The sequence below is a fragment of the Raineyella sp. LH-20 genome, assembly GCF_033110965.1.
Classification (GTDB): Bacteria; Actinomycetota; Actinomycetes; order Propionibacteriales; family Propionibacteriaceae; genus Raineyella.
In genome coordinates this window covers 2,019,978-2,040,676 of the sequence record NZ_CP137003.1, presented here as the reverse complement: position 1 = coordinate 2,040,676, position 20,699 = coordinate 2,019,978, and the positions used below count along the sequence as shown (strand labels likewise).

At 68.3% G+C, this 20,699-nt stretch carries 18 protein-coding genes and 1 tRNA gene; 6 read left to right on the top strand and 13 right to left on the bottom strand.

The window, feature by feature from the left end; genetic code table 11:
- Nucleotides 1–67 precede the first annotated feature (67 nt).
- Both R0146_RS08830 and rsmI read right to left on the bottom strand, forming a co-directional pair.
- A complete protein-coding gene (locus R0146_RS08830) occupies nucleotides 68–964 on the bottom strand; it encodes a TatD family hydrolase (protein ID WP_411567132.1) in 897 nt (298 codons plus the stop codon).
- A gap of 91 nt (nucleotides 965–1,055) precedes the next feature.
- Nucleotides 1,056–1,910: a 16S rRNA (cytidine(1402)-2'-O)-methyltransferase gene (rsmI, locus tag R0146_RS08825; protein WP_317688819.1), complete on the bottom strand. Its 855-nt coding sequence runs from the start codon at nucleotides 1,908–1,910 to the stop codon at nucleotides 1,056–1,058.
- A 198-nt stretch (nucleotides 1,911–2,108) separates the two neighbouring features.
- Here rsmI and R0146_RS08820 point away from each other — a divergent pair, with 198 nt between their 5' ends.
- The gene (locus tag R0146_RS08820; protein WP_411567191.1) at nucleotides 2,109–3,626 is read left to right on the top strand and encodes a dolichyl-phosphate-mannose--protein mannosyltransferase; all 1,518 of its coding nucleotides are present in this window, start codon (nucleotides 2,109–2,111) and stop codon (nucleotides 3,624–3,626) included.
- Between the two features lie 35 nt (nucleotides 3,627–3,661).
- On the opposite strand, the gene R0146_RS08815 is transcribed toward R0146_RS08820, so the two are convergent.
- The 5 genes from R0146_RS08815 to R0146_RS08795 all read right to left on the bottom strand — a co-directional run bounded on the left by R0146_RS08815 (nucleotide 3,662) and on the right by R0146_RS08795 (nucleotide 8,852).
- On the bottom strand, nucleotides 3,662–4,915 hold the full coding sequence (locus R0146_RS08815) for an NAD(P)/FAD-dependent oxidoreductase (protein ID WP_317688814.1): 1,254 nt from the start codon (nucleotides 4,913–4,915) through the stop codon (nucleotides 3,662–3,664).
- A gap of 73 nt (nucleotides 4,916–4,988) precedes the next feature.
- On the bottom strand, nucleotides 4,989–5,810 hold the full coding sequence (cysE, locus tag R0146_RS08810) for a serine O-acetyltransferase (RefSeq protein ID WP_317688812.1): 822 nt from the start codon (nucleotides 5,808–5,810) through the stop codon (nucleotides 4,989–4,991).
- A 103-nt stretch (nucleotides 5,811–5,913) separates the two neighbouring features.
- Nucleotides 5,914–6,759, bottom strand: coding sequence for a N5-glutamine methyltransferase family protein (locus tag R0146_RS08805; RefSeq protein WP_317688810.1), 846 nt, complete (start codon nucleotides 6,757–6,759; stop codon nucleotides 5,914–5,916).
- Between the two features lie 15 nt (nucleotides 6,760–6,774).
- Entirely contained in the window at nucleotides 6,775–7,599 is an 825-nt protein-coding gene (locus R0146_RS08800; protein ID WP_317688808.1) for an aldo/keto reductase, read from the bottom strand.
- A gap of 65 nt (nucleotides 7,600–7,664) precedes the next feature.
- On the bottom strand, nucleotides 7,665–8,852 hold the full coding sequence (locus R0146_RS08795) for an MFS transporter (RefSeq protein WP_317688806.1): 1,188 nt from the start codon (nucleotides 8,850–8,852) through the stop codon (nucleotides 7,665–7,667).
- 111 nt (nucleotides 8,853–8,963) lie between these two features.
- Here R0146_RS08795 and R0146_RS08790 point away from each other — a divergent pair, with 111 nt between their 5' ends.
- Nucleotides 8,964–9,413 carry a MarR family winged helix-turn-helix transcriptional regulator gene (locus R0146_RS08790; protein WP_317688803.1) on the top strand — a complete coding sequence of 150 codons (450 nt, stop codon included), beginning with the start codon at nucleotides 8,964–8,966 and terminating at the stop codon, nucleotides 9,411–9,413.
- A gap of 57 nt (nucleotides 9,414–9,470) precedes the next feature.
- Here the strand turns inward: R0146_RS08790 and R0146_RS08785 are convergent, their stop codons facing one another.
- Both R0146_RS08785 and R0146_RS08780 read right to left on the bottom strand, forming a co-directional pair.
- A complete protein-coding gene (locus R0146_RS08785; RefSeq protein WP_317688801.1) occupies nucleotides 9,471–9,956 on the bottom strand; it encodes a glycosyltransferase in 486 nt (161 codons plus the stop codon).
- Nucleotides 9,917–10,486: a hypothetical protein gene (locus R0146_RS08780; RefSeq protein WP_317688799.1), complete on the bottom strand. Its 570-nt coding sequence runs from the start codon at nucleotides 10,484–10,486 to the stop codon at nucleotides 9,917–9,919. The genes R0146_RS08785 and R0146_RS08780 overlap by 40 nt, the downstream gene beginning before the upstream one ends.
- A 725-nt stretch (nucleotides 10,487–11,211) precedes the next feature.
- Between R0146_RS08780 and R0146_RS08775 the strand changes: the two genes are divergently transcribed.
- Nucleotides 11,212–13,482 (top strand): multicopper oxidase family protein, encoded by a 2,271-nt coding sequence (locus R0146_RS08775; protein ID WP_317688797.1) that lies wholly within the window; start codon nucleotides 11,212–11,214, stop codon nucleotides 13,480–13,482.
- Between the two features lie 96 nt (nucleotides 13,483–13,578).
- On the opposite strand, the gene R0146_RS08770 is transcribed toward R0146_RS08775, so the two are convergent.
- Nucleotides 13,579–14,490 carry a LysR family transcriptional regulator gene (locus R0146_RS08770; RefSeq protein WP_317688795.1) on the bottom strand — a complete coding sequence of 304 codons (912 nt, stop codon included), beginning with the start codon at nucleotides 14,488–14,490 and terminating at the stop codon, nucleotides 13,579–13,581.
- Between the two features lie 71 nt (nucleotides 14,491–14,561).
- Between R0146_RS08770 and R0146_RS08765 the strand changes: the two genes are divergently transcribed.
- Both R0146_RS08765 and R0146_RS08760 read left to right on the top strand, forming a co-directional pair.
- Nucleotides 14,562–15,530: an EamA family transporter gene (locus tag R0146_RS08765; protein WP_317688794.1), complete on the top strand. Its 969-nt coding sequence runs from the start codon at nucleotides 14,562–14,564 to the stop codon at nucleotides 15,528–15,530.
- Between the two features lie 215 nt (nucleotides 15,531–15,745).
- A complete protein-coding gene (locus R0146_RS08760; RefSeq protein WP_317688792.1) occupies nucleotides 15,746–16,159 on the top strand; it encodes a hypothetical protein in 414 nt (137 codons plus the stop codon).
- Between the two features lie 94 nt (nucleotides 16,160–16,253).
- On the opposite strand, the gene R0146_RS08755 is transcribed toward R0146_RS08760, so the two are convergent.
- The gene (locus tag R0146_RS08755) at nucleotides 16,254–18,767 is read right to left on the bottom strand and encodes a S8 family peptidase (protein ID WP_317688791.1); all 2,514 of its coding nucleotides are present in this window, start codon (nucleotides 18,765–18,767) and stop codon (nucleotides 16,254–16,256) included.
- 2 nt (nucleotides 18,768–18,769) lie between these two features.
- Nucleotides 18,770–19,465 carry an AAA family ATPase gene (locus R0146_RS08750; protein ID WP_317692357.1) on the bottom strand — a complete coding sequence of 232 codons (696 nt, stop codon included), beginning with the start codon at nucleotides 19,463–19,465 and terminating at the stop codon, nucleotides 18,770–18,772.
- Here R0146_RS08750 and R0146_RS08745 point away from each other — a divergent pair.
- Complete coding sequence (locus tag R0146_RS08745) at nucleotides 19,415–19,738, top strand: hypothetical protein (RefSeq protein ID WP_317692447.1); 324 nt, start codon at nucleotides 19,415–19,417, stop codon at nucleotides 19,736–19,738. The genes R0146_RS08750 and R0146_RS08745 overlap by 51 nt on opposite strands.
- A gap of 849 nt (nucleotides 19,739–20,587) precedes the next feature.
- On the opposite strand, the gene R0146_RS08740 is transcribed toward R0146_RS08745, so the two are convergent.
- Nucleotides 20,588–20,660: transfer RNA gene (locus R0146_RS08740), tRNA-Ala, on the bottom strand.
- Nucleotides 20,661–20,699 lie beyond the last annotated feature (39 nt).

Below are 20,699 nucleotides of genomic sequence, written 5' to 3'. Positions count from 1 at the left end.
GGAAGGGACCTGGTCAGCTCCGCCCAGATACCGGCGGCCGTGTTCCACCATCGAGTGTTTCCCCTTGTCAGCAGGCATTGTCAGGGTCTTCGCGCCAAGCCGACCAGGGGCCGCCGAACGCATCGTGGGTATTCTGCACCAGAACGGCACACAGGTCGGCGACCGGCAGGCCGCGTCGCTCGGCCAGGAACCGGACGATGTGCGGCACCAGGTAGCCGGCGTTGGGCCAGCCGCGGTGGGGCACCGGGGTGAGGAACGGTGCATCGGTCTCGACCAGCAACCGGTCCAGCGGGACCAGGTCGAACGCCTCGCACAGCGCCGTGTTGGCCGGGAACGTCACCGTGCCGGGGAAGGACAACCAGGCGCCACGGTCGAGGAACACCCGCGCGTCGACGGCGTCCCCGGAGAAGCAGTGCATGACGAGGCGATCCGGCACCCCCTCCGCATCGAGGATCTCGACGATCGGCTGGTGGGCGTCGCGGTCGTGGACCACCACGGTCCGTCCGTGCCGGGCGGCGATCGCCAGGTGGGCGGCGAAGGCGTCCCGCTGGGCCGTACGCCCCCGCCCCTCAGGGGTGCGGTAGTAGTCCAGGCCGGTCTCCCCCACGGCACGCACCACATCCGGGCGCGGGTCGCCGGCCAGCTCCTCGATCTCCCGCAGCGCCTCGTCGAGAGCGGCGCGCCCGGACCGTTCGGCCAGCCGGGCGGCATCATTGGGGTGGATCGCGACGGTCGCGACCACCGACGACGTCCGGGCCGCCAGGTCGACGGCCCACTGCGAACTCGCCACGTCGCACCCGACCTGGACCGTACGGGTGACGCCCACGGCGCCGGCGCGACGGACCAGCTCGTCCACGGCGAAGCCGGTGTACTCGGCCGTCGTGTCGAGATGGGTGTGTGAATCGGTGACCGGCGCGGGCAACGCCTCGGGCATCGGTGCAGGAGAATCCCTCACGCCCGGCATCCTACGGGGCCCCCTCCCCCCTTCCGGAGGGGCCCCCAGAAGATGGATCAGGGTGCCAGGGTCCCGAGCGGGACGACCCCGATCCCTTCACTCACCCACGGTCGGTCTCCAGCGCCGCCCGGTAGAGGTCGTTCCCACCCAGACCGGTCTCGGTGGCCACCTGCTTGGCGGCGTCCTTCAGCCGCATCCCGCCCTGGTGGAGCGTACGCACCCGGTCGACCGCGGCCGCCTCGTCGACCACCGGCGCCGCGGCACCCTGCACCACCACGGTGATCTCGCCGCGGGCGCCCTCGACGGCCCAGGCGGCCAGGTCGCCCAGCGGCCCGCGGACGACCTCCTCGTACGTCTTGGTGAGTTCACGGCACACCGCGGCCGGCCGGTCGGCGCCCAGCACCGCCGCGGCGTCGGTGAGGAAGTCGGCCAGCCGGTGCGGCGCCTCGAAGAAGACCATGGTGCGTCGCTCATCGGCGACCTCGGCGAACCGGCGGCGGCGCTCGCCCGACTTGCGGGGCAGGAAGCCCTCGAAGCAGAACCGGTCGACCGGCAGCCCGGAGACCGCCAACGCGGTCAGCACCGCCGACGGCCCGGGCACCGCAGTCACCCGGATGCCCGCCTCGACCGCGGCATGGACCAGCCGGTAGCCGGGGTCGGAGACCGACGGCATGCCGGCGTCGGTCACCACGACGACCCGGCGCCCGTCCTGCAGGTCCTGCAGCAGCGCGGGCGTACGGGACGCCTCGTTGCCCTCGAAGTAGGACACGACACGCCCGGCGACCTCCAGCCCCATCCGGCGGAGCAGGTCGACGAACCGGCGGGTGTCCTCGGCGGCGATCACATCGGCCTGCGACAGCGCCGTACGGAAAGCGGGCGAGACCGAATCGATGTCCCCGATCGGGGCGCCGGCGAGCACCAGAAGCCCCTCGCCGGGCGTCGCTGCAACGTGCACTCTGGTCTCTCCTTGCCGGTGGCTCCGTACGATGGCGGCGTGAGTCTGCCACACGATCCACAGCCCGAGGCCGAGTCTGCCACCCCGGTCGGCACGCGGGGACGCCCCGATCGCCGGCAGGACGCGCGGACACCCCGGGGCCCGGGCCGTCGGACCGTGGTGGAACGGCGCACGGTGGTCGAACGACTCAGGCCACCGATGCCGGACGCCCGGGCGGGCTGGGCGCTGGTCGGCGTGGTGTCGCTGGTCGCCTTCCTGATCCGGTTGTGGCACCTCGGCGACCCGAACAAGCTGGTGTTCGACGAGACCTACTACGCCAAGGACGCCTGGTCGGTGCTCCACTTCGGCTACGAGCGGGTCTGGGCGGACAATGCGAACGACCTGATCGTCCGCGGCGCGATCGACCAGATGGGGAGCACCCCCGAGTTCGTCGTACATCCGCCGATGGGCAAGCTGCTGATCGGGCTGGGCGAGGCGATGTTCGGGATGAACGCGTTCGGCTGGCGGTCCATGGCCGTCGTCTTCGGCACCCTGCTGATCGCGGCGACGATGCTGCTGGCCCGGCGGCTGTCACGATCCACTCTGGTCGCCGCCCTGGCCGGCATCCTGCTCACCGTGGACGGTCTGGCGTTCACGATGAGCCGGCTCGGCCTGCTCGACGTCTTCCAGGCGACCTTCCTGGTCGCTGCGGTCGCCTGTCTGGTCCGCGACCGCGACGCGATGCGGGCCCGGCTGGCGGCCCACCTGGAGGCGGCCGGACTGGCGGACCTCGGCGGAGCGTACGGTCCGCGGCTGTGGTGGCGGCCCTGGCGGCTGGCGTCAGGGGTGCTGTTCGGCTGCTCGATCGCCACGAAGTGGAACTCGGTCTACGCGCTGGCCGCGTTCGGGGTGCTCGCCCTGGCGTGGGACATCGGCGCCCGCCGGCTGGCCGGCGCCCGCCGCCCGCTGCTGCCCGGGCTGTTCCGTGACGGCCTGCCGGCCTTCGTCCAGCTGGTGCCGGTCGCCGTTCTCAGCTACCTGGCGTCGTGGATCCCGTGGCTGGTCTCCACCGGCGGCTGGGACCGCCAGTGGGCGGCGGACAATCCCGACACCCCGTTGGCCCGTCACCTGCCGCGCGCCGTCGCGTCACTGTTCGCCTTCCACCGCGAGATCTACCAGTTCCACACCGGCTCCTACATCAATCACGCGACCCATCCGTACGCTGCGGGACCGTGGGGTTGGCTGATCCTGATGCGTCCGCTCGGGCTGGACGCGGTCAACGGGATCACCCCGGGCACCGACGGCTGCCCGCCCGGCGGGGAGGACTGCATCCGGGTGATGACCACCCTGGGCACCCCGCTGCTGTGGTGGGGTGCTGCGGCGGCGCTGGCGGCGGCGATCCTGTTCTGGATCGGGCTGCGCGACGCACGCTTCTCGGTGCCCGTGGTGGGTGCCCTGGCGATGTGGCTGCCGTGGTTCCTCTATACCGACCGGCCGCTGTTCTACTTCTATGCCATCTGCATCGTGCCGTTCACGGTGACCGCATTGGCGATGTGCCTGGGACGGATCATCGGGCCCGCCGACGGCGGTCGGCGACGGATCCTGGGCGCGACGATCGTCGGGGCGTACGTCGCGCTGGTGATCCTCAACTTCGCCTGGTTCTGGCCGATCTACACCGACGGCCTGCTGACCTGGTCGCAGTGGTGGTCGCGGATGTGGTTCCCCAGCTGGGTCTGAGCCGGCGTCGCGGGCCCGTCCGGGCCGGCACCCCGTCACTCCCGGACGAACCTGTTGCGCACCCGGGCCGCACCGATCCGGGCCAGGCTGCGGGCCTGCCGACCGACCGTCCCGCGCGGGTGCACCGGGCTCCACGGCAGCCGGGTGCTCGCCCCCGTCACGTGGTCGGCGATCTGCAGTGCCCCGGCGGTCGCGGCGGCCATGTGGTCGTCCCCGAAGCCGGTGGCGACGTAGATCCCGTTGCTGCGCAGCCCCACCTCGCCGACCAGGGGCAGCCCGTCGTAGCTGCGGTAGCAGCCGTACTGCCAGCGGTGGGTGATCTCCAGTTCCGGCAGGTGGTCGCTCACCCAGCCGGCCAGCTCCTCGGCGGCCGCCCGGTCGCCGCGCCCGGTGACGTGGGCACGTCCGGCGATCACCACCTGGCCGGGCCGGAAGCCGGGCCGCAGGACGTACGGTCGGTCCGGATCGTCGACCACCCGATAGGCGCCGGCCAGGTCGTAGCCGTGACCGGCGAGCGCATGCACCGTGGTCGGCAGCAGCCGAGGCCCGACCAGACCGAAGTCGGGATCGGGCGCGCCGGTGGCGAGCAGCACCGCCCTGGCCCGGACGACCGCGGCGGACTCCACCCCGGCTTCGTCGTGGCCCTTGAAGTGGGCCCGGATCGGCGATCCGGGCACCAGCTTGCCCAGCCGACTGCCCTCGTGGACCAGGCCGCCGCCGGCGACGACGGCTCGACCGAGGGCTTCGACGTAGAGGCGCGGCTGGATCGCCAGCGCGTCGTCGACGCGGATCGACGGGCGGGTGGGGAACGGCAGGTCGGGCACGTCCTCGGCCTCGGGGTTGATGCCGGCGGCCCGCATCGCGAACCGCTCCCGGTGCAGGTAGTGCGCCTTGTGACCGTCCTCGACGACCGCATGACTGGGCAGTGCCCGGGTCGGCACGCCGCCGGCGGCCGCCTCGGCCCGGATCACCTCGAGGGCCCGCTCCAGTTCGGCGACGTAGGTCACGACGGCGTCGGTGCCGTGGGTCTCCTCGATCCGCTGACAGGAGACGCCGTGCAGGATGGAGGCGATGCCCGGGGTCGAGGCGCTGGTGCCGGCGCCGATCCGGTCGGCGTCGACGACCACCACCTGGGCTCCGGCCCGGGTGGCGGTGAGCGCCGCGGTGAGGCCGACGATGCCGGCGCCGATCACCAGTAGGTCACAGGTCGTGTCCGCCACCGGTCCGCAGGTCCGGGAGCTGGTCCCCCAGGGTGGGGTGGTCATCGGCGCGTTGTCGGCGGCAGGCATGCCCTCAGACTAGCGACCCGGCCGGACCGTACGACGTCGTTCGTCGGTGCGGCGGACGGGCCGAGCAGACGGGTCAGGCGGGACCGGCACCCCAGGCGTTCTGTCGCTCCCGCCGCTCGGACTCGATCAGCTCGTTCTCCAGGTCGAGCGCCGGGTGGGCGTTCGCCGGGTAGCTGACCGGCCGGGCCGGCACCCCGGCGACGGTGGTGAAGGAGGGCACGTCGGACAGCACGACGCTGCCGGCGCCGATCTTGGCGCCCTCGCCGACCTTGATGTTGCCGAGCACCTTCGCGCCGGCGCCGATCATCACGCCGCGGCCGATCTTGGGGTGGCGGTCCCCGCCGACCTTGCCGGTGCCGCCGAGGGTGACCTCGTGGAGCATCGAGAAGTCGTCCTCGATCACCGCGGTCTCACCGATCACGATGCTGGTCGCATGGTCGAAGAGGATGCCCTTGCCGATCCGCGCACCGGGGTGGATGTCGACGGCGAAGACCTCCGACGTACGACTCTGCAGGTAGAGCGCCAGCGCCTGGCGGTCGTGCACCCAGTACCAGTGGGCGATCCGGTGGGCCTGCAGGGCGTGGAAGCCCTTGAAGTAGAGCAGCGGCTGGGAGTAGCCACGAGTCGCCGGGTCGCGGGAGAGCACGGCGGCCAGGTCCTCCCGGACGGCGATCCCGATCTCCGGCGAGGCGTCGAGCGCGGCCTTGATCATGTCGAAGAGGGTCAGCTCGGTGAGCGTGGTGCTGTTGAGCTTGCTGGCAAGGATGTGCGCCAGCGACGACTCGAGATCGGGGTGCCCCAGCACCACCGAGTGCAGGAAACTCGCCAGACTCGCTTCCTGCGCGGCGTCCCTCGCCACCTCTTCGCGGATCCGCTGCCAGATGTGATCGGTCATCACTGGTCCTTTCGACGACCTCGCGGGACGGGCCCGCCCCTCCGAGGTGTACGTGGACTTATGGATACCATCACAGATGCTGATTATCAAGACGTGTCCCGGATCACCGTTGCGCTTCGAGCACCCAGGTCTCACCGTCGTCGGCCACGCCGACCGCGGACGCGGCGAAGCCGGCCGCCGTCAGGACCGTACGTGCCGTCTCCACCTGGTCGGCGGCGAGTTCGAGCAGGAACCAGCCGCCGGGCACCAGCCGGGCCGGCAGATCGGGCGCCACCCGGCGCAACGGGTCCAGCCCGTCGGGGCCCCCGTCCAGCGCCTGCAGTGGCTCCCAGTCCCGGGCGTCATGTGGCAGGTAGGCGATCCGGCTGCTCGGAACGTACGGCAGGTTGGCCACGATCACCCGGAACCGGGCCGGCGCCAGCAGCGCCGGTGAGTCCCCGCAGACGACCCGGGCCGACGGCGGCAGGTTCCCCCGGGCACACGCCACCGCCACCGGGTCCGCGTCCATGGCCGTGAGCGCCAGGCCGGGCACCCGGTGACCGATCAACGCACCGACGGCCCCGGTGCCGCAGCCCAGATCCAGCACCGTGTCCCCCGGTCGCACCCGACGGCCGGCCCGCTCGACGAGGTACTCGGTGCGGTGGCGAGGAACGAAGACGCCCGGGGCGACGGCGATCCGCAGCTCACCGAAGCGGGCGTACCCGACGAGCACCTCGATCGGGACCCCTTCCGCCCGACTGGCCACCAGGACGGTCAGGTCGTCGGCGTCCGCCGCAGCGGCGGCGAGTGCGGAGAGTTCGTCCTCGGCGAAGACCGACCCGGTCCGGCGGAGCAGGTCGAGATGGGGCCGCGCCGACGGCGAGGAGGCATCGAGGTCGATGCCTCGAGTGTACGGACCTCCACCGAGGGCGGTGGGCCCGAGCCGCGGGACTGCGGCTCGGGCCCGCACCGACGTCTCGGCCGTTCAGCCGTTGAAGGACGCCGGGTGCGGGCCGGTGCGCCCATCGCGCTCCAGGGCGTCGATCGCCGCGAGCTCGTCGGCGGAGAGTTCGAAGCCGAAGACGTCGAGGTTCTCGGCGATCCGGGCCGGGCGCACCGACTTCGGGATCACCACGCGCCCCTGCTGCAAGTGCCAGCGCAGCACCACCTGGGCCGGGGTCCGGACGTGCCGCTCAGCGATCGCGGTGATCGCCGCCTCGCCGAGCACCGCCCCCTGGGCCAGCGGGCTCCAGGCCTCGGTGACGATGCCGAGCGCCTGGTTCGCGGCCACGACCGTACGGTTCTGCAGGGCGGGGTGCAGCTCGACCTGGTTCACCGCGGGCACGACACCGCCGTCCCGGGTGATCCGCGCCAGGTGCTCCGGCTCGAAGTTGGAGACGCCGATGGCCCGTACGCGGCCGTCGGCATAGAGCTCCTCCAGCGCGCGCCAGCTCTCCGCATAGAGGTCCTGCGTGGGGGCCGGCCAGTGCAGCAGGAAGAGGTCGAGGTGGTCCAGGCCGAGACGCTCCAGGGTGGCGTCGTAACCGCGCAGCACCGCGTCGTGGCCGAAGTCGGTGATCCACAGCTTCGAGGTCACGAAGACCTCGTCGCGGGTGAGGCCGGAGGCGGCGAGGGCCCGGCCGACGCCGGCCTCGTTGCCGTAGATCGCGGCCGTGTCGATGCTGCGGTAGCCGGCCTCCAGGGCGGCCGTGACAGCCGCGGTGGTCTCCTCATCCGGCACCTGGAAGACGCCGAAGCCGAGCCGGGGCATCTCGACGCCGTTGTTGAGGGCGATGGTGGGGATGGTCATGGTGTTCTCCTTGTCAGAGGGATGGATTCCTGCGCGTGGCAGAGGGATTGTTCAGGGCTGAGCGGTCAGCCGGCCACATCGACCAGCACCGGGGCGGGGGTCGGCGTCGTACGCCGCGCCGCCGAGGCCGCGAGGATCATCACGACGAGCGCAGCGACGGTGATGACGGCTCCGATCCAGATCGGGGCGGTGTAGCCGAGACCCGCGGCGATGCCGACCCCGCCGGCCCAGGCGCCGAGGGCGTTGCCGACGTTGAAGGCGCCGATGTTGGCACCGGAGGCCAGGGTGGGTGCGCCGCCGGCGTAGCGCATGATGCGGCTCTGCAGCCCTGGCACGGTGCCGAAGCCGAAGCCGCCCATCGCGACCAGCAGCACGATCGTGGCGATCTGGGAGCCGGCCAGCAGGCCGAAGAGGACGAGGACGACGACGAGCGCGGTGACGAATCCGACCAGGGTTGCGTCGATCGAGCGATCCGCGAGCCGGCCACCGGCCCAGTTGCCCACGACGAGGCCGGCACCGAAGAGCACGAGCAGCCACGGCACGGCCGAGGCATCGAAGCCCGAGACCCCGGTCAGGGTGTAGGCGATGTAGGTGAAGGCCCCGAACATGCCGCCGTACGCCAGCACGGTCACGATCAGCGAGTACCAGACCTGGCTCGACCGGAAGGCCCCGAGTTCGCGGCGCAGGCTCACCGCGGTGCTGTCGGCGGACGTGGCCGGCACCAGGGCGGCGATCCCGGCGAACGCGAGGACGCCGATCGCGGCGATGGCCCAGAAGGTGGCACGCCAGCCGTACTGCTGCCCGAGGAAGGTGCCGAAGGGCACGCCGAGCACGTTGGCCGCAGTGAGGCCGGTGAACATCAGGGCGATCGCACTCCCCTTCTTCTCGGGCGCGACGAGGTCGGCGGCCAACACGGAGCCGATGCCGAAGAAGGCCCCGTGGCACAGCGCCGCGAGGACGCGGCCGAGCAGCGCGACCCTGAAGTCCGGCGACAGCGCGGTGAGCGTGTTGCCCAGGATGAACAGGACGACGAGGCCGAGCAGCACCTTCTTGCGCGGCCAGCGCGAGGTGGCGGCGGTCAGGCCCAGCGCCCCGACCACGACGCTCAGGGCATAGCCGGAGATGAGCCAGCCCGCGGTGGCCTCGCTGACGCCGAAGCCGCTCGCGACCTCGGGAAGCAGGCCCATGATGACGAACTCGGTGAGTCCGATGCCGAACGCTCCGATAGCGAGCGCGATGAGTCCCAATGGCATGGTGACGGTCCGGTCTCTCTGCTAGAATCGTTGCACACGCTGGTTATTGCGGTGACGACAATCATCATTGCACACGCAACTAGTCAGCGCAAACAACTATCTGGAGGCAGCATGGGCATCGCCGACGACGCCGTGGAGATCCGCGCCCGTGGATGGCGCACCCTGGCGGCGCTCCACAACCTCATCGAGGCCGAGCTGGAGCAGGCGCTGAGCGCCTCGGTACAGCTCTCGGTCGTCGAGTACACGGTGCTGGATGCGCTGAGCCGCCAGGACGGTTGGCACATGCGGATGCGCCAGCTCGCCCGCGCCACGGCGCTGAGCCCGAGCGCCACGACCCGGCTGGTGACGCGCCTGGAGGACCGCGGACTGCTCACCCGGATCCTCTGCGCCGACGACCGCCGCGGCATCTACACCGAGCTGACCCCGAGTGGCCGGGAACTCTACGAACGGGCCCGCCCGGTGCACGACGAGACGCTGGAACGCGTACTGGCGAAGGCGACGGAGCAGCCCGAGCTTGCCCCGGTGGTGCATGTCCTGCAGGGTGTGCCTGCGGACAGCTGAGTCTCTGTCGCCCCGAGGGGGAGACCGCACGCCTGCGAGTCGTGGTGCTGGCCGCAGCTATGCCGGAGTGCGAACGAGTTCGTCGATGACCTCGACCGCGGAGCTCACGCCGTCCTCGACACGTAACTGCCGGCCGAGCATCCGCGCCCGATCTCGCAGGTCAGGGTCAGCCAGCGCCTCCAGTCGGTCGGCCAGGGCATCGACGCTCAGGTCACGGCGCGGGAGCGGCGCGGGGCCGACACCCAGGTCGTGGACCCGCCGTCCCCAGTAGAACTGGTCGCCCATGTGCGGCACCACGGCGAGCGGGACGCCGGCGGCGAGGGCAGCGTCGGTCGTGCCGGCGCCACCATGAGCGACGACGCCGGCGGTGCGCGGCAGCAGCCAACCGAACGGGGTCGGGGCGATGCTGACAGCGGTGTCCGTCACCGCCGACACCGCCTCGTCGCCCTGATGGAGGACGCCTCCGATCACCGCGCGGACGCCCGCGCGAGCCACGGCTTCCCTCACCAGCGCGCGAAGCCGGGCGGCGTCGAGGCTGGGCATGGACCCGAAGCCGAGATAGATCGCGGCGGGCCGGCGCTGAGGAACTCCACCAGCCGACCGTCGGGCTCGAAACCGGTCGGCAGCTCGGTGCGCCAGGCACCGGTGACGCGCACGTGAGCCGGCCAATCCGAGGGCGGAGGCACCAGCAGCGGGCTCACACCGATCAGGGTCGGGGTGGTGCGGATCGCGTCCAGGTATCCTCGTCGCCCCGTGAGCGGGAGTCCCAGCCGACGCTGCACCGCCGCAGCCGGACGACCGAACAGGGTGTGCGTGAACGCGAGCTGAAGCCGGCCGGCCATCCGGTTGGCCCGCGACCATCCCGGTCGTACGGGGTAGAGCGTCGCATCGGCCGAGGCGGTCGGCAGTTGGGGAAACATGGTGGCCGCCACCAGCGGACGCCCGGCCCGCCGGGACCAACCGGCGAGACCGGCGGTGCTGATGACGCCCGACACGACCGCGTCCGCATCGTCCACCGCGGCCGCGAGCCCTTCGGCGAGGATCGGCGCGAAGTGGTCCATGGCGGCGCGCATGAGTCGGATCTCCTCGCGCTGACCGTTGGCACCCGCGAGCCACCGGGCGACCACGGGGTCATCGCCCCCGCCGCCGAGCACGATCGGAAACGGCCTGGACTCGAGCCCGGCCTCGTCGGCGAGGTGGACTAGGTCGGACGCCGCGGCAACCGTGACACGATGCCCCGCCGCAGCCAGGCCGCGGCCGAGATTCACCAGTGGCACCACATCACCCCGGGATCCCCAGGCGACCAGCAACAGCCTCATCGGCGTGCACAGGGATCCGGCATGGCACAAGACATGCCCTCAGCGTAGGCGTCGGCCGGTGTGCTCCAGAGGCATGTCGCCGGCACGCATCGGCGCCGGATTCGACGTCGACGCGACCATCGACAGATCACGCCACCGTCCGGGGATTCGCGATGGGTGCGTACTGGGTGAGGACTTGCGGGAGCCGGGCAGCACGCGGGAGGCGATGGGAATGGCCGAGTCTGCGGACCCAGCGGGCCCACGGAAGCCTGTGCCGCAGCCATCATTCGACCTATGAGGATCTTGTGACCTTTGTCACGTCGAGTTTAGACTTTCGATCCAAGAGCCGCGTCTCGGGCGCGCCGATGCGGTCTCCGATCCCATTTCGCAGGTTCGGATTCAAGGGGGAAATCGCGATGCCTGGAGCCATTTCGCGGCGCCAATTCGTTCTCGGAAGCGCGGGGGCCATGGGCCTCTTCCTGAGCGCTCGACTCACCTTCTTGGAGGGACCCGGAGCGTACGCCGCGCTCACGGTCACTCAGCCCTTGGCGGGCAACAAGATCCCTCAGTTCATCGACCCAGTCCCCAGTCTCACCCTCGTCGACGGCACCCAGGACGTGTCACTGTCGATGAGCGAGTTCACCTGGCAGATGCTGCCGACAGGTTTCGCGGGAGCGAACGGCCTGTACGCCAGCACCGGCACGTACGTATGGGGCTACCGGCCCAGCGGTGCGACCAGCATCGTCGCCCCGGGATCCGGCAGCTATCTCGGACCGGTCGTCCTGACCCAGCGCGGCACCCCCACCCAGGTGTCCTTCACCAACAATCTGCCCAGGTCGCAGACCGCGCAGGGCGTCGGGTGGCACAACTGGACCGATCAGACGCTGCACTGGGCCGACCCGTTGACCCAAGGGCCGAGTGCCAACCACTACACCGGTCCGGTCCCCGCGGTGACCCACCTGCACGGCGGCGAGGTGCCGCCGTGGCTCGACGGTGGACCCGACGCCTGGTTCACCAGCGACGGTCACCACCAAGGGCCCGCGGCCTACGGAGTGGACGCTACGGGCACACACTGCGTGTACCGCTATCCCAACGCCCAGGAAGCGGCCAGTATCTGGTTCCACGACCACGCCCTGGGCGCCACTCGCCTGAATGTGTACGCCGGCATCGCCGGGGCCTACCTGCTGCGTGACCGGGACACCGACGCCCTCGGCAATCCTTTGCCGGACTGGCTGCCGCCGGGGCTCGCCCCGTACGGGATCGGCACCGGCTCACCGTTGACCGGTGCGCAGGCCACCATCCCCCTGGTCATCCAGGACCGGATGTTCGACGTCAACGGCCAACTGTTCTTCCCGAACGTCGGGATGAACCCGGCGCTGCACCCGTACTGGATGCCGGAGTTCGTCGGCGACACCATCACCGTGAACGGGAAGGTCTGGCCCTACAAGGCGGTCGACGGCAAGCGGCACCGCTTCCTGTTCTTGAACGGCTCCAACGCCCGCACGTACGACCTTTCCCTGGTCGACTCGGCCAGCGGGGTGCGCGGCCCGCGGATGTGGGTCATCGGCACCGACGGTGGTTATCTCGACCGGCCCGCGCTGATCGATCCCAACTCGACGAACAAGGCAGTGCCGAAGAGCCTGCTGATCATGCCGGGCGAGCGCTACGACGTCATCATCGATTTCAATGACGCCACCTGGCGGCAATTGCTCGCCGCAAAAGGGGTGACCTTCCCGCTCAACACGCTGCAACTGCGCAACACCGCGCCGGTGCCCTATCCCGACGGTGGGGCCACCCCGACGAGCACCACGGGCAGGGTGATGCAGTTCCGGGTCTCCGCTCAGGTCCCGACCGACACCGGTTACGACCCCGCCGGCGGAGGCTCGCTGCGGCCGCGCAGCGCGATCGTCCGACTGGTCGACCCGGTCACCGGCACGCCCGCGACGGGCGTCACCCCGGCGGTCACCCGCCAGCTGACCCTCAATGAGGTGGCCGGACCCAAGGGCCCGTTCGAGGCGCTGGTGAACAACACCAAGTGGACCGGCCTGTCGGTCGCTGTGGACAAGTTCCCAGACGGTCCCGACGGAGGCCTGCGGACCGACTTTCCCGCGGGCGACCCGCTGCTGCACCTCCAGGTCTCGGAGGCACCGAAGGAGGGCACGACCGAACTGTGGGAGATCATCAACCTCACCGCCGACGCCCATCCGATCCATCTGCACCTGGTGCAGTTCCAGTTGATGAATCGCCAAGTCCTCAATGCCAAGGCCTACCTGGCCGCGTACTCACTGCTCTTTCCCGGCAGCACGGCGATCGATCCCGCGACGGGTCTGCCCTACCCGCCCGGGGTGTTCATCGGCGGGTACGGCCCGCCCGCGGACTACGTGACCGGGCAGGGGAACGTGTACGACCCGAAGACCAAGACCTCCACGCCGACGAAGGTGACGGTCGGGAGCACCCTCGGCGGCAACCCCGATGTCGGGCCCTATCTGGTCGGGGCGGCGGTGCCGCCGCAGTCGTACGAAGCGGGGTGGAAGGACACCGTGATGACCCGCCCCGGCCAGGTGACCCGCTTCATCGTCCGGTGGTCGCCGAACAGCGCCCCGGTCGGGAGCACCGGGGCCGCAGCCGCCTTCCCGTTCGACCCCTCCGGCAACGAGGGGTACGTCTGGCACTGCCACATCATCGACCACGAGGACAACGAGATGATGCGGCCCGACAAGGTGGTGCCACTGAACGTGACACGCAGCTACATCAAGGGGACGGACTTCTGACGGGCCGGTCGTGACGGTCGAGATCGTCAGCTCAGCGTGGCGATGGCCGCCTTCCGTCGCCGCGCTGAGCCGCCCGGGTGAGCCTCCGGCCTGGCGTCACGACCAGCCGACCGGGCCGCTGCGCTCGGCCCCCACCCGCCGCAGCTGGTCGAGGACGTGGCGGACTGCGCGACGTTCCGCCTTGTCCGGCCGCAGGATGGCCGAGATGAAGCGGGTCGCCGGCACCCCCTCGAGTTCGCGCAGCACGAGCCCGTCGCCGGTCGGGGTGGTGAACCGCGGCAGGATGGCCAGGCAGTCGCTCGAGGCGACCAGGGTCTCGATCAGCCGGTTGTCCCGTAGCCGCTGCCGGATCCGCAGCCGCGTCCCGGCGACGCTCTCGATCGCGAGGCGTACGGTGTCGAACGGGTAGCCGACCGGGACGCCGATCCAGTCGCTGTCGAGGACATCCTCCGGCCTGACCCGGGGCTGTCCGGCCAGTCGGTGGCGTACGCCCATCGCGACATCGAGCGGCTCGCGGGCCAGGCTGGCGACCAGCAGCCCCTCGGTGCCGGCGGGCCGCTCCCCGGTGAGACTGTGGCCGATCACGATGTCGACGTCGGCGGCCAGGGTGGCGAAATCGGCCTCCGCGACATCGTGGTCGTGCAGCGTGAGCTCGATCCCGGTGGCGGTCAGGGCCTGCAGCACGGGTCCGATCAGGAAGGTGGCGGCCGACGGCAGGGCGGCGACGGACACCGTGCCGGTCAGGTCGTTGCGGAAGGTGTCCCACCTGGCCTGGACCCGTTCGATGGCCGCCGCGACGTCGGTGCCGCCCTCGGCGAGGACACGACCGGCCTCGGTCAGCCGGATCCCCCGACCGGCCGGCTCGACGAGCGACACACCGAGGTCGCGTTGCGCGGTCCTGAGCTGCTGGGAGACCGCCGACGGCGTACGGAACGTCGCCCGCGCGACCGCCGTGACGCTGCCGTAGTGCGCCAGGTCCCGCAACAGCTCCAGATGGCGCAATTCCATGAAGGAAGCCTACATACTTGCTTCACAAACTGTCAGTTGTGCTACAGGGTCAGGGCCACCAGGATGGCGACATGCCCCTCCACCACAAACTCCTGGCCACCCTCGTCGCTCTGATCTGGGGCATCAACTTCGTCGCGATCCACGTCTCGCTGACCCACTTCCCACCGTTCCTGCTCGTCGCGATCCGGTTCACCCTCATCGCGATCCCGACGATCCTGTTCGTCCCGCGTCCCAGGGTGCCGGTCCGCTGGCTGGTGGGCTACGGCCTCGGTTTCGGCACCCTGCAGTTCCTCTTCCTCTACTGGGGGATGGCCACCGGGATGCCCGCCGGACTCGCCTCCCTCGTGCTGCAGTCTTCCGCGCCGTTCACCGTGCTGCTCGGTGCAGTCCTCCTTCGGGAGCGGGTGGGCCGCCGCGCGGTGATCGGCACCCTGGTGGCGATGGCGGGTCTGGCCGTCGTCGGCTGGAGTCGCACCGGCGGCGCGGCCCTCGTCCCGTTCCTGCTCACCCTCGCCGGCGCGCTCGGCTGGGCGTTCGGCAACATCTGCAGCCGCCGCGCGGGTGCCCCGAGACCCCTCCACCTCACGCTGTGGATGTCGGTGGTGCCGCCGGTGCCGATGCTGGCCCTGTCACTGGTCACTGAAGGGCCGGATCGGATCGTACGATCCCTGGCCGGCGCGCTGTCGATGGACGCCGCCGGGGCACTCGCGGGTCTCGCCTACACCGTCATCCTCGGCACCGTCGTCGGGTCGGGGATCTGGACCTGGCTGCTGACACGGCATCCGGCCGGGGTGGTCTCACCGTTCTCGATGCTGGTGCCCGGCTTCGGCATCGTCGCCTCCTGGATCACCCTGGGAGAGCGCATCACTGCCGCCGAAGTGGTCGGGGCCGCTCTGGTGGCCGCCGGCGTGGTGTTCGGGGCGGCCCGCCCCGCGCGCACAGCAGCAGCGCCCGACAGGCCGTCCCCGGACGGGCGCACTCCAGAACCCGTGACCGCGGCCGGGGACGTCCTCATCACGGATGAGGTGTCACGCAACTGACCACGGTCACCATGACACCGGTCGGTTGATCGCCCCCGACGCAACGAACCACGCGCTCGGGCAGCTACGTCGATCAGCCATTGTGCGCGTCGAAAGGGCGCAAGGCCGGGTGCGCCTGCGTAGATAAGAGGATCGCGACCGGAAGCCGGCCTACGACACGGCGGGAACAACTATCGGTGGGCGCTGCTGGAACCTATTACACAACGGGGGTCAGCATGAAGACGCTCGCCAGCGACTTGGAGCGCCTCATCGCCAAGCTGCCGGCACCCAACACCCCAGCTACCAGGCCTGCCCGTACACCGGCCAGCCGGAACATCCGGGACCTGCGCGCCGATGAGCTGGCCGCCATGATCGCCGACTACCAGGGTGGCGCCACCCTGAGCGAGCTCGCCACCGAGCACGGCTACAACCGCGTCGGCATCTCCGACGCACTCAAGCGCGCGGGTGTGCAGCTCCGGAAACAGGGCCTCAGCAGGGAGCAGATCGACCAAGCCGTCAGCCTGCACCAAAGCGGAATGTCGCTGGCACGCATCGGAGCCAGATTCGACGTTAACGCGGCAACCGTCAGAACCCGCCTCCTCGAACGCAGAGTGAGTTTGCGCCCGGCATCCCAACGAGGGGTGAACTGAAGTTGAGCGTCGTAGCCCACCACCGAAGTGCGACAGAGCTGTCTTCGTGACAGTCCGAGGTGGCAAGTATCGCCAGGTGCGGACGCGCCCGGCCTCACTGCTGTGGGCGAATCGCTACCCGAGTCTCAACCTGGGCCCTCACCTGGCTGTAGACATCAATGTTCAGGGCTGGCGCGACCCAGAGCGACAGAGCGACTGCAAAGTCAATGCGCTCGCCAAGTAGACCACCCGCCTGTTCGTAGCACTTGACGCGGACAGCCATGTTCGAACCTTGCCCTGAGGCTAGTGCCTTCTCGAATTCCCACGACTGATGCTGCACCGTCGTCGCTCCACGCATAGATGCGTCCGACGAAACTCCATTGGGCGTTCCCAACGCTGGGATCGAACCGGCCGGTTTCACGAAGGAAAGAGCTGCCCTTCGGTACTGCCGATGCCGCCAGTTGACAGGTGTGAGCCAGACCAAGGTTGCATCGATGCGCTTAGTCTCACGCACGCTCAGGCCATCTGGCAGAGGGAAGAGTAACTCCTGTTCCTCGTTGGCACCGATCGACCCCACATATAGAATGACAGCCTCATTGGTGGCGCATCCATCCGCCAGGTCTCGCACAGCTGCACCGTTCCCGAATGCGACCTCGCGCGCCAGCGGTGCGTGCACGGCGTTGTCAGGCACTGAAGTGCCATGGACCAGGAGTGCTTTGATCGCCGACGCTCGTTGCCTGCGCGTTAGCGGTTCTCCTGCTGTTATCTGCTCCACCACATCATGGAGCCTCGCCGCTCTCCGTGACATGAGTGCAGCTGCCGGACTAGTACCAGCAATGTGGGTCTCTTGGAACTGAGCCGGTGTCGCGACCCTAATTCCAGGACCAATGGAGCTGAGACCGGCGAAGGTGATGGCGTCCTGTGGTGTGATGCCTTCGCGGAAGAACACGCGGCCACCATTGGCGGCAAGATCCGGCTTGATACTTCGGCGGTACCCGCTACCGCTTGGAGAGATCGGGCTGATAGAAGGCAACCCATCGGCTGGATCGATGGCATAGCCCTGCGGAACGGCAAGGGACTCATCGCCGTGAATCGCACCCACGCTAACCGCATTGACAGATTCGGCAGGCGCAAGTAAGCGGCGCTGGTTCTGCCGTCGGTACACTGCTTCGAGGGTCGCTAGGCGACGGTCGCTGCCGACCGCTCGAGTGATGTCAGCTGACGTCGCCGGGCTGAGCTCGAGATAAGGATGATTGCCAGCCGACACGATGACCAGTACGCCGTACTCGTAGCTGAGCCAGTCAATAATGCGCGCCCAAGAAGACATGATGGTGTCAAACGGCGCAGCCGGATCACCGATCGATATGTTTACAACTGTAATGCTTGGAGCGGCAGCAGGCTGACTCTCAGTACCGTCGAAAAGCTCTCGGAAGGTGCGCCACATGAGGTCTGGCACAAGTTCACTCGGAGGAAGCTCCTCGTCTCGGTTGATCGTGTCATTTGCAGGAGTGAGTACAGGTCGGACCAGGACTGGACGACGAGCGACTCCTTCATTTCCCGCAAGATCTCCCCAGACCGCAACAGAGGACATCCAAGTCCCGTGTCGGAGTTCCTCGACGGTGGCGAGGTTCGCCAAGTCGTCAGGGTCAAACACAACTACACGGTCCTGCAAGAGTGGGTGGTTCGCGGCCGGAACCCCATCGAGAAGGCATAGCACTGGGTCACCGTCGGGCAATGGCGCCCCCACGGATCCCTGCGACTCGATCGGTGGTGCAACAACTGGTAATGACTGTCCTACGATCCGCAGGTACATCACGTGCGCAGATCTGACCAGACGAACCGCCTCGTGGTCACCTGCTGCAAGATCGCGGAGCATCTGAGTCGGCACCATACACTTCAATCCGTGGTAGCCGACTTGATCAACAATGGCGCTCGTGGTGATGTGCCCGCCCGCCGTCTCGATCAGCGTCGCGACTTCCTGCTGGCTCTGTTGCCGCTTCTCAGAACTGCGGCGGTACCATAGCTCGATCTCAACGCTGTGGAGTCGGTCATCGATGTGCCCCGCGAAGTAGTCATCCCAGTTGATGGAACCCAGCCTGTCCTGAGGTCCCCAAGGACGGACGTCCTTTAGGTGCGCAAAGAGGTCGCGCAACTTCGAGTAACCATGTGGGAGGTGCTGCGTTGTCTTCCAGGTCCGCCAGAGTGATAGGAGGCTGCCGAATGTCTTCTGATCAGTGCAGACCGCGTGCAGACACGAAGCGATGAACGGGTTCCTCGGCTTGTCACTGCGGAGTTGAAACTCATCTGACGGCTCGATCGCGTCTTCTGCCTCCATAAGAATCTCAACGCCGAGCTTCTCTACCACCCCACTCAGGTCGATCTGCTCATCGAGGGCTTCAAAAACAAGGACAAGTTGGGGGTCGGCAGCATGGATCGACTCAACAAGCCGGACCTGGTCTCCAAGGGCAGCCGATGCCTCATCGAAGCGCGCATCAATCCTACGAAATCGCTCATCAGGGTTTGAGAACTGCGCTCGGCCCCCTCCGCCACGACGCGCCGGTATGGGTTTAGAATCGACGATCCGTCCAAATATTACGGGTCTCGTCTTCGAGACCCGTTCATCCGGCATCGTCACTCCTCGCTAACAGCGGCTCGGCTAGACCACTGCATCAATAGTTGCTGAACCACTGCCAAAGAATCGGGCTCCGGTCCTGACAAGATCGAACGACGCTGAACGTCGAGCGCAAACTCTTCAAGCTCAGCGAAGCTAACGCGCCCCAGTCGGTCAGCAATAGTGCGTGGAGACAGCCCGAGATCAACGCCGGTTCGCGTCGACCACGCCTGCAACCACTCCACTTTTCCGGCTCTCGTTGGGTACGGCAGTTCGAGACGAAGTTGCATGCGTCGCCAGACTGCGCGATCCAAGAGTTCCGCATGGTTGGTCGCGGCAACGACAATGACGTGACTCGGCAACCGATCTACCTGAAGCAACAGTGAACTGACAACACGCTTGATCTCCCCGGTTTCGTGCGTGTCGCCGCGCTCTTTTGCCACGACATCGAATTCGTCAAAGAAGAGAACGCACGGACGTATGCGCACTGCATCGAAGAGTGCTTCCATGCGAGCGGCAGTCTCGCCAAGAAAACTGCCAATTAGGCCCTCATACCTGACGCTAAGGAGAGGAACAGCTAGCTCGGTTGCTACAGCTTCCGCAAGAGAAGTCTTCCCACCACCGGGCGGACCAACGAACAGAAGGCGATGTCGAGGCTCGACGCCGTGACTGCGCAGAAGGTCACGCCGGTGATGCTCTTCAATGAACTGGATCACGGTCTGGCGCGCCTCAACTGGCAGGACAAGTTCAGCCAGCCGACGCTGCGGTTCTTGTTCATAGAACAATCCGCGCATGGCATCATTGCGCGCGAGCGAAGTAATGGTTGCACCTGCACCTGGCTTCTTTCGCCGGAGAGCCTCCGTGAGTTGCGAAGCGAGCACATTATGCTTTTTGTTCTCTTCCTCGGCGATCAATGCCTCTGCCGCGCGACGAAATGCCAAGTCATCACCGCCTGCGCCGGACTGAACGAGAGCGAGGAGCAAGTCTGATCGTGCCATGCTCAACTCTCCTTCGCCGTTCAGGTAGTCATCGTTGGCCCATCCTACCGGTGCTTGACGGTTCCTTGCCCAGGGGCCGCACCGAAGGAGCCCAAGCCCACTGTGAATCCTCCCAGTGTGTCCGGAGACTCCAGACTTTGGGAAGGATGGAGTCATGCGAGAAGACACGTCGCGGAGGTATCCGCCTGAGTTGAGGGAACGGGCGGTGCGGTTGTATGCCGAGGTCCGGCCCGATCACCTGACCGATGCGCCGGGTAGCGGAAGTGTTGAGCATGTCCACCCAGAGATGGTCCCTGTTCCGCTCAGTGGTCGCGTTGACAAGACGATCGTAGCTCATCACCTCGATGTGTGCCTTGGCTGGTTCGTTGAAGCCGAAGTAGCCGAGGCCCTCGTGGGTCGGATGTAACTTCGCATACTCACACCTGTCAACCATCTTCGATGTGAAGTCAGCGACAGCGGCAGGAGGGAGTGGCTCTTCGACAGGCTCGTGTTCCGGACCCGACCCGCCAAGGACGTGACCAGCGCCATGGCACCCCTCTTTACGCTCCGATGTCACGAACTCTATCGGCGCCCACTGACAATGCTCGACCACGGCACGACCCCGGGGCCGACCCTGCACTACATGCCGATGATCAGTGACAACCGTGTACGTCCCCAGTTGCCGACCGACCCACACACGGCTCACCTTGCCCAGGACGACACGCGACGGTCAGTTCGGCCAAGACGGCCCGGCCAGTCGACACCACGCACGGATCACCCGACACCTGAAGACGCCTATTACAACCCGCGCACAGATATGTCGATGACCAGGGAAGACGTCACCCGAAGGCGAACTATCGGTGGAGCATAGGGGATTCGAACCCCTGACCTTCTCATTGCGAACGAGACGCGCTACCAACTGCGCCAATGCCCCTTGTCAGGCGGACACCGGAGTGCCCCGACAGGACTGGAA

Bases quoted from the DNA above. Each gene is read 5' to 3' on its own strand.
- R0146_RS08830 (WP_411567132.1), bottom strand. From the start codon at position 964: ATGCCGGGCGTGAGGGATTCTCCTGCACCGATGCCCGAGGCGTTGCCC.
- cysE (WP_317688812.1), bottom strand. From the start codon at position 5,810: ATGACCGATCACATCTGGCAGCGGATCCGCGAAGAGGTGGCGAGGGAC.
- R0146_RS08780 (WP_317688799.1), bottom strand. From the start codon at position 10,486: ATGCGCGCCGCCATGGACCACTTCGCGCCGATCCTCGCCGAAGGGCTC.
- R0146_RS08770 (WP_317688795.1), bottom strand. From the start codon at position 14,490: ATGGAATTGCGCCATCTGGAGCTGTTGCGGGACCTGGCGCACTACGGC.
- R0146_RS08765 (WP_317688794.1), top strand. From the start codon at position 14,562: ATGCCCCTCCACCACAAACTCCTGGCCACCCTCGTCGCTCTGATCTGG.
- R0146_RS08820 (WP_411567191.1), top strand. From the start codon at position 2,109: ATGCCGGACGCCCGGGCGGGCTGGGCGCTGGTCGGCGTGGTGTCGCTG.
- R0146_RS08790 (WP_317688803.1), top strand. From the start codon at position 8,964: ATGGGCATCGCCGACGACGCCGTGGAGATCCGCGCCCGTGGATGGCGC.
- R0146_RS08755 (WP_317688791.1), bottom strand. From the start codon at position 18,767: ATGCCGGATGAACGGGTCTCGAAGACGAGACCCGTAATATTTGGACGG.
- R0146_RS08785 (WP_317688801.1), bottom strand. From the start codon at position 9,956: ATGCCCAGCCTCGACGCCGCCCGGCTTCGCGCGCTGGTGAGGGAAGCC.
- R0146_RS08795 (WP_317688806.1), bottom strand. From the start codon at position 8,852: ATGCCATTGGGACTCATCGCGCTCGCTATCGGAGCGTTCGGCATCGGA.
- R0146_RS08760 (WP_317688792.1), top strand. From the start codon at position 15,746: ATGAAGACGCTCGCCAGCGACTTGGAGCGCCTCATCGCCAAGCTGCCG.
- R0146_RS08800 (WP_317688808.1), bottom strand. From the start codon at position 7,599: ATGACCATCCCCACCATCGCCCTCAACAACGGCGTCGAGATGCCCCGG.
- R0146_RS08815 (WP_317688814.1), bottom strand. From the start codon at position 4,915: ATGCCTGCCGCCGACAACGCGCCGATGACCACCCCACCCTGGGGGACC.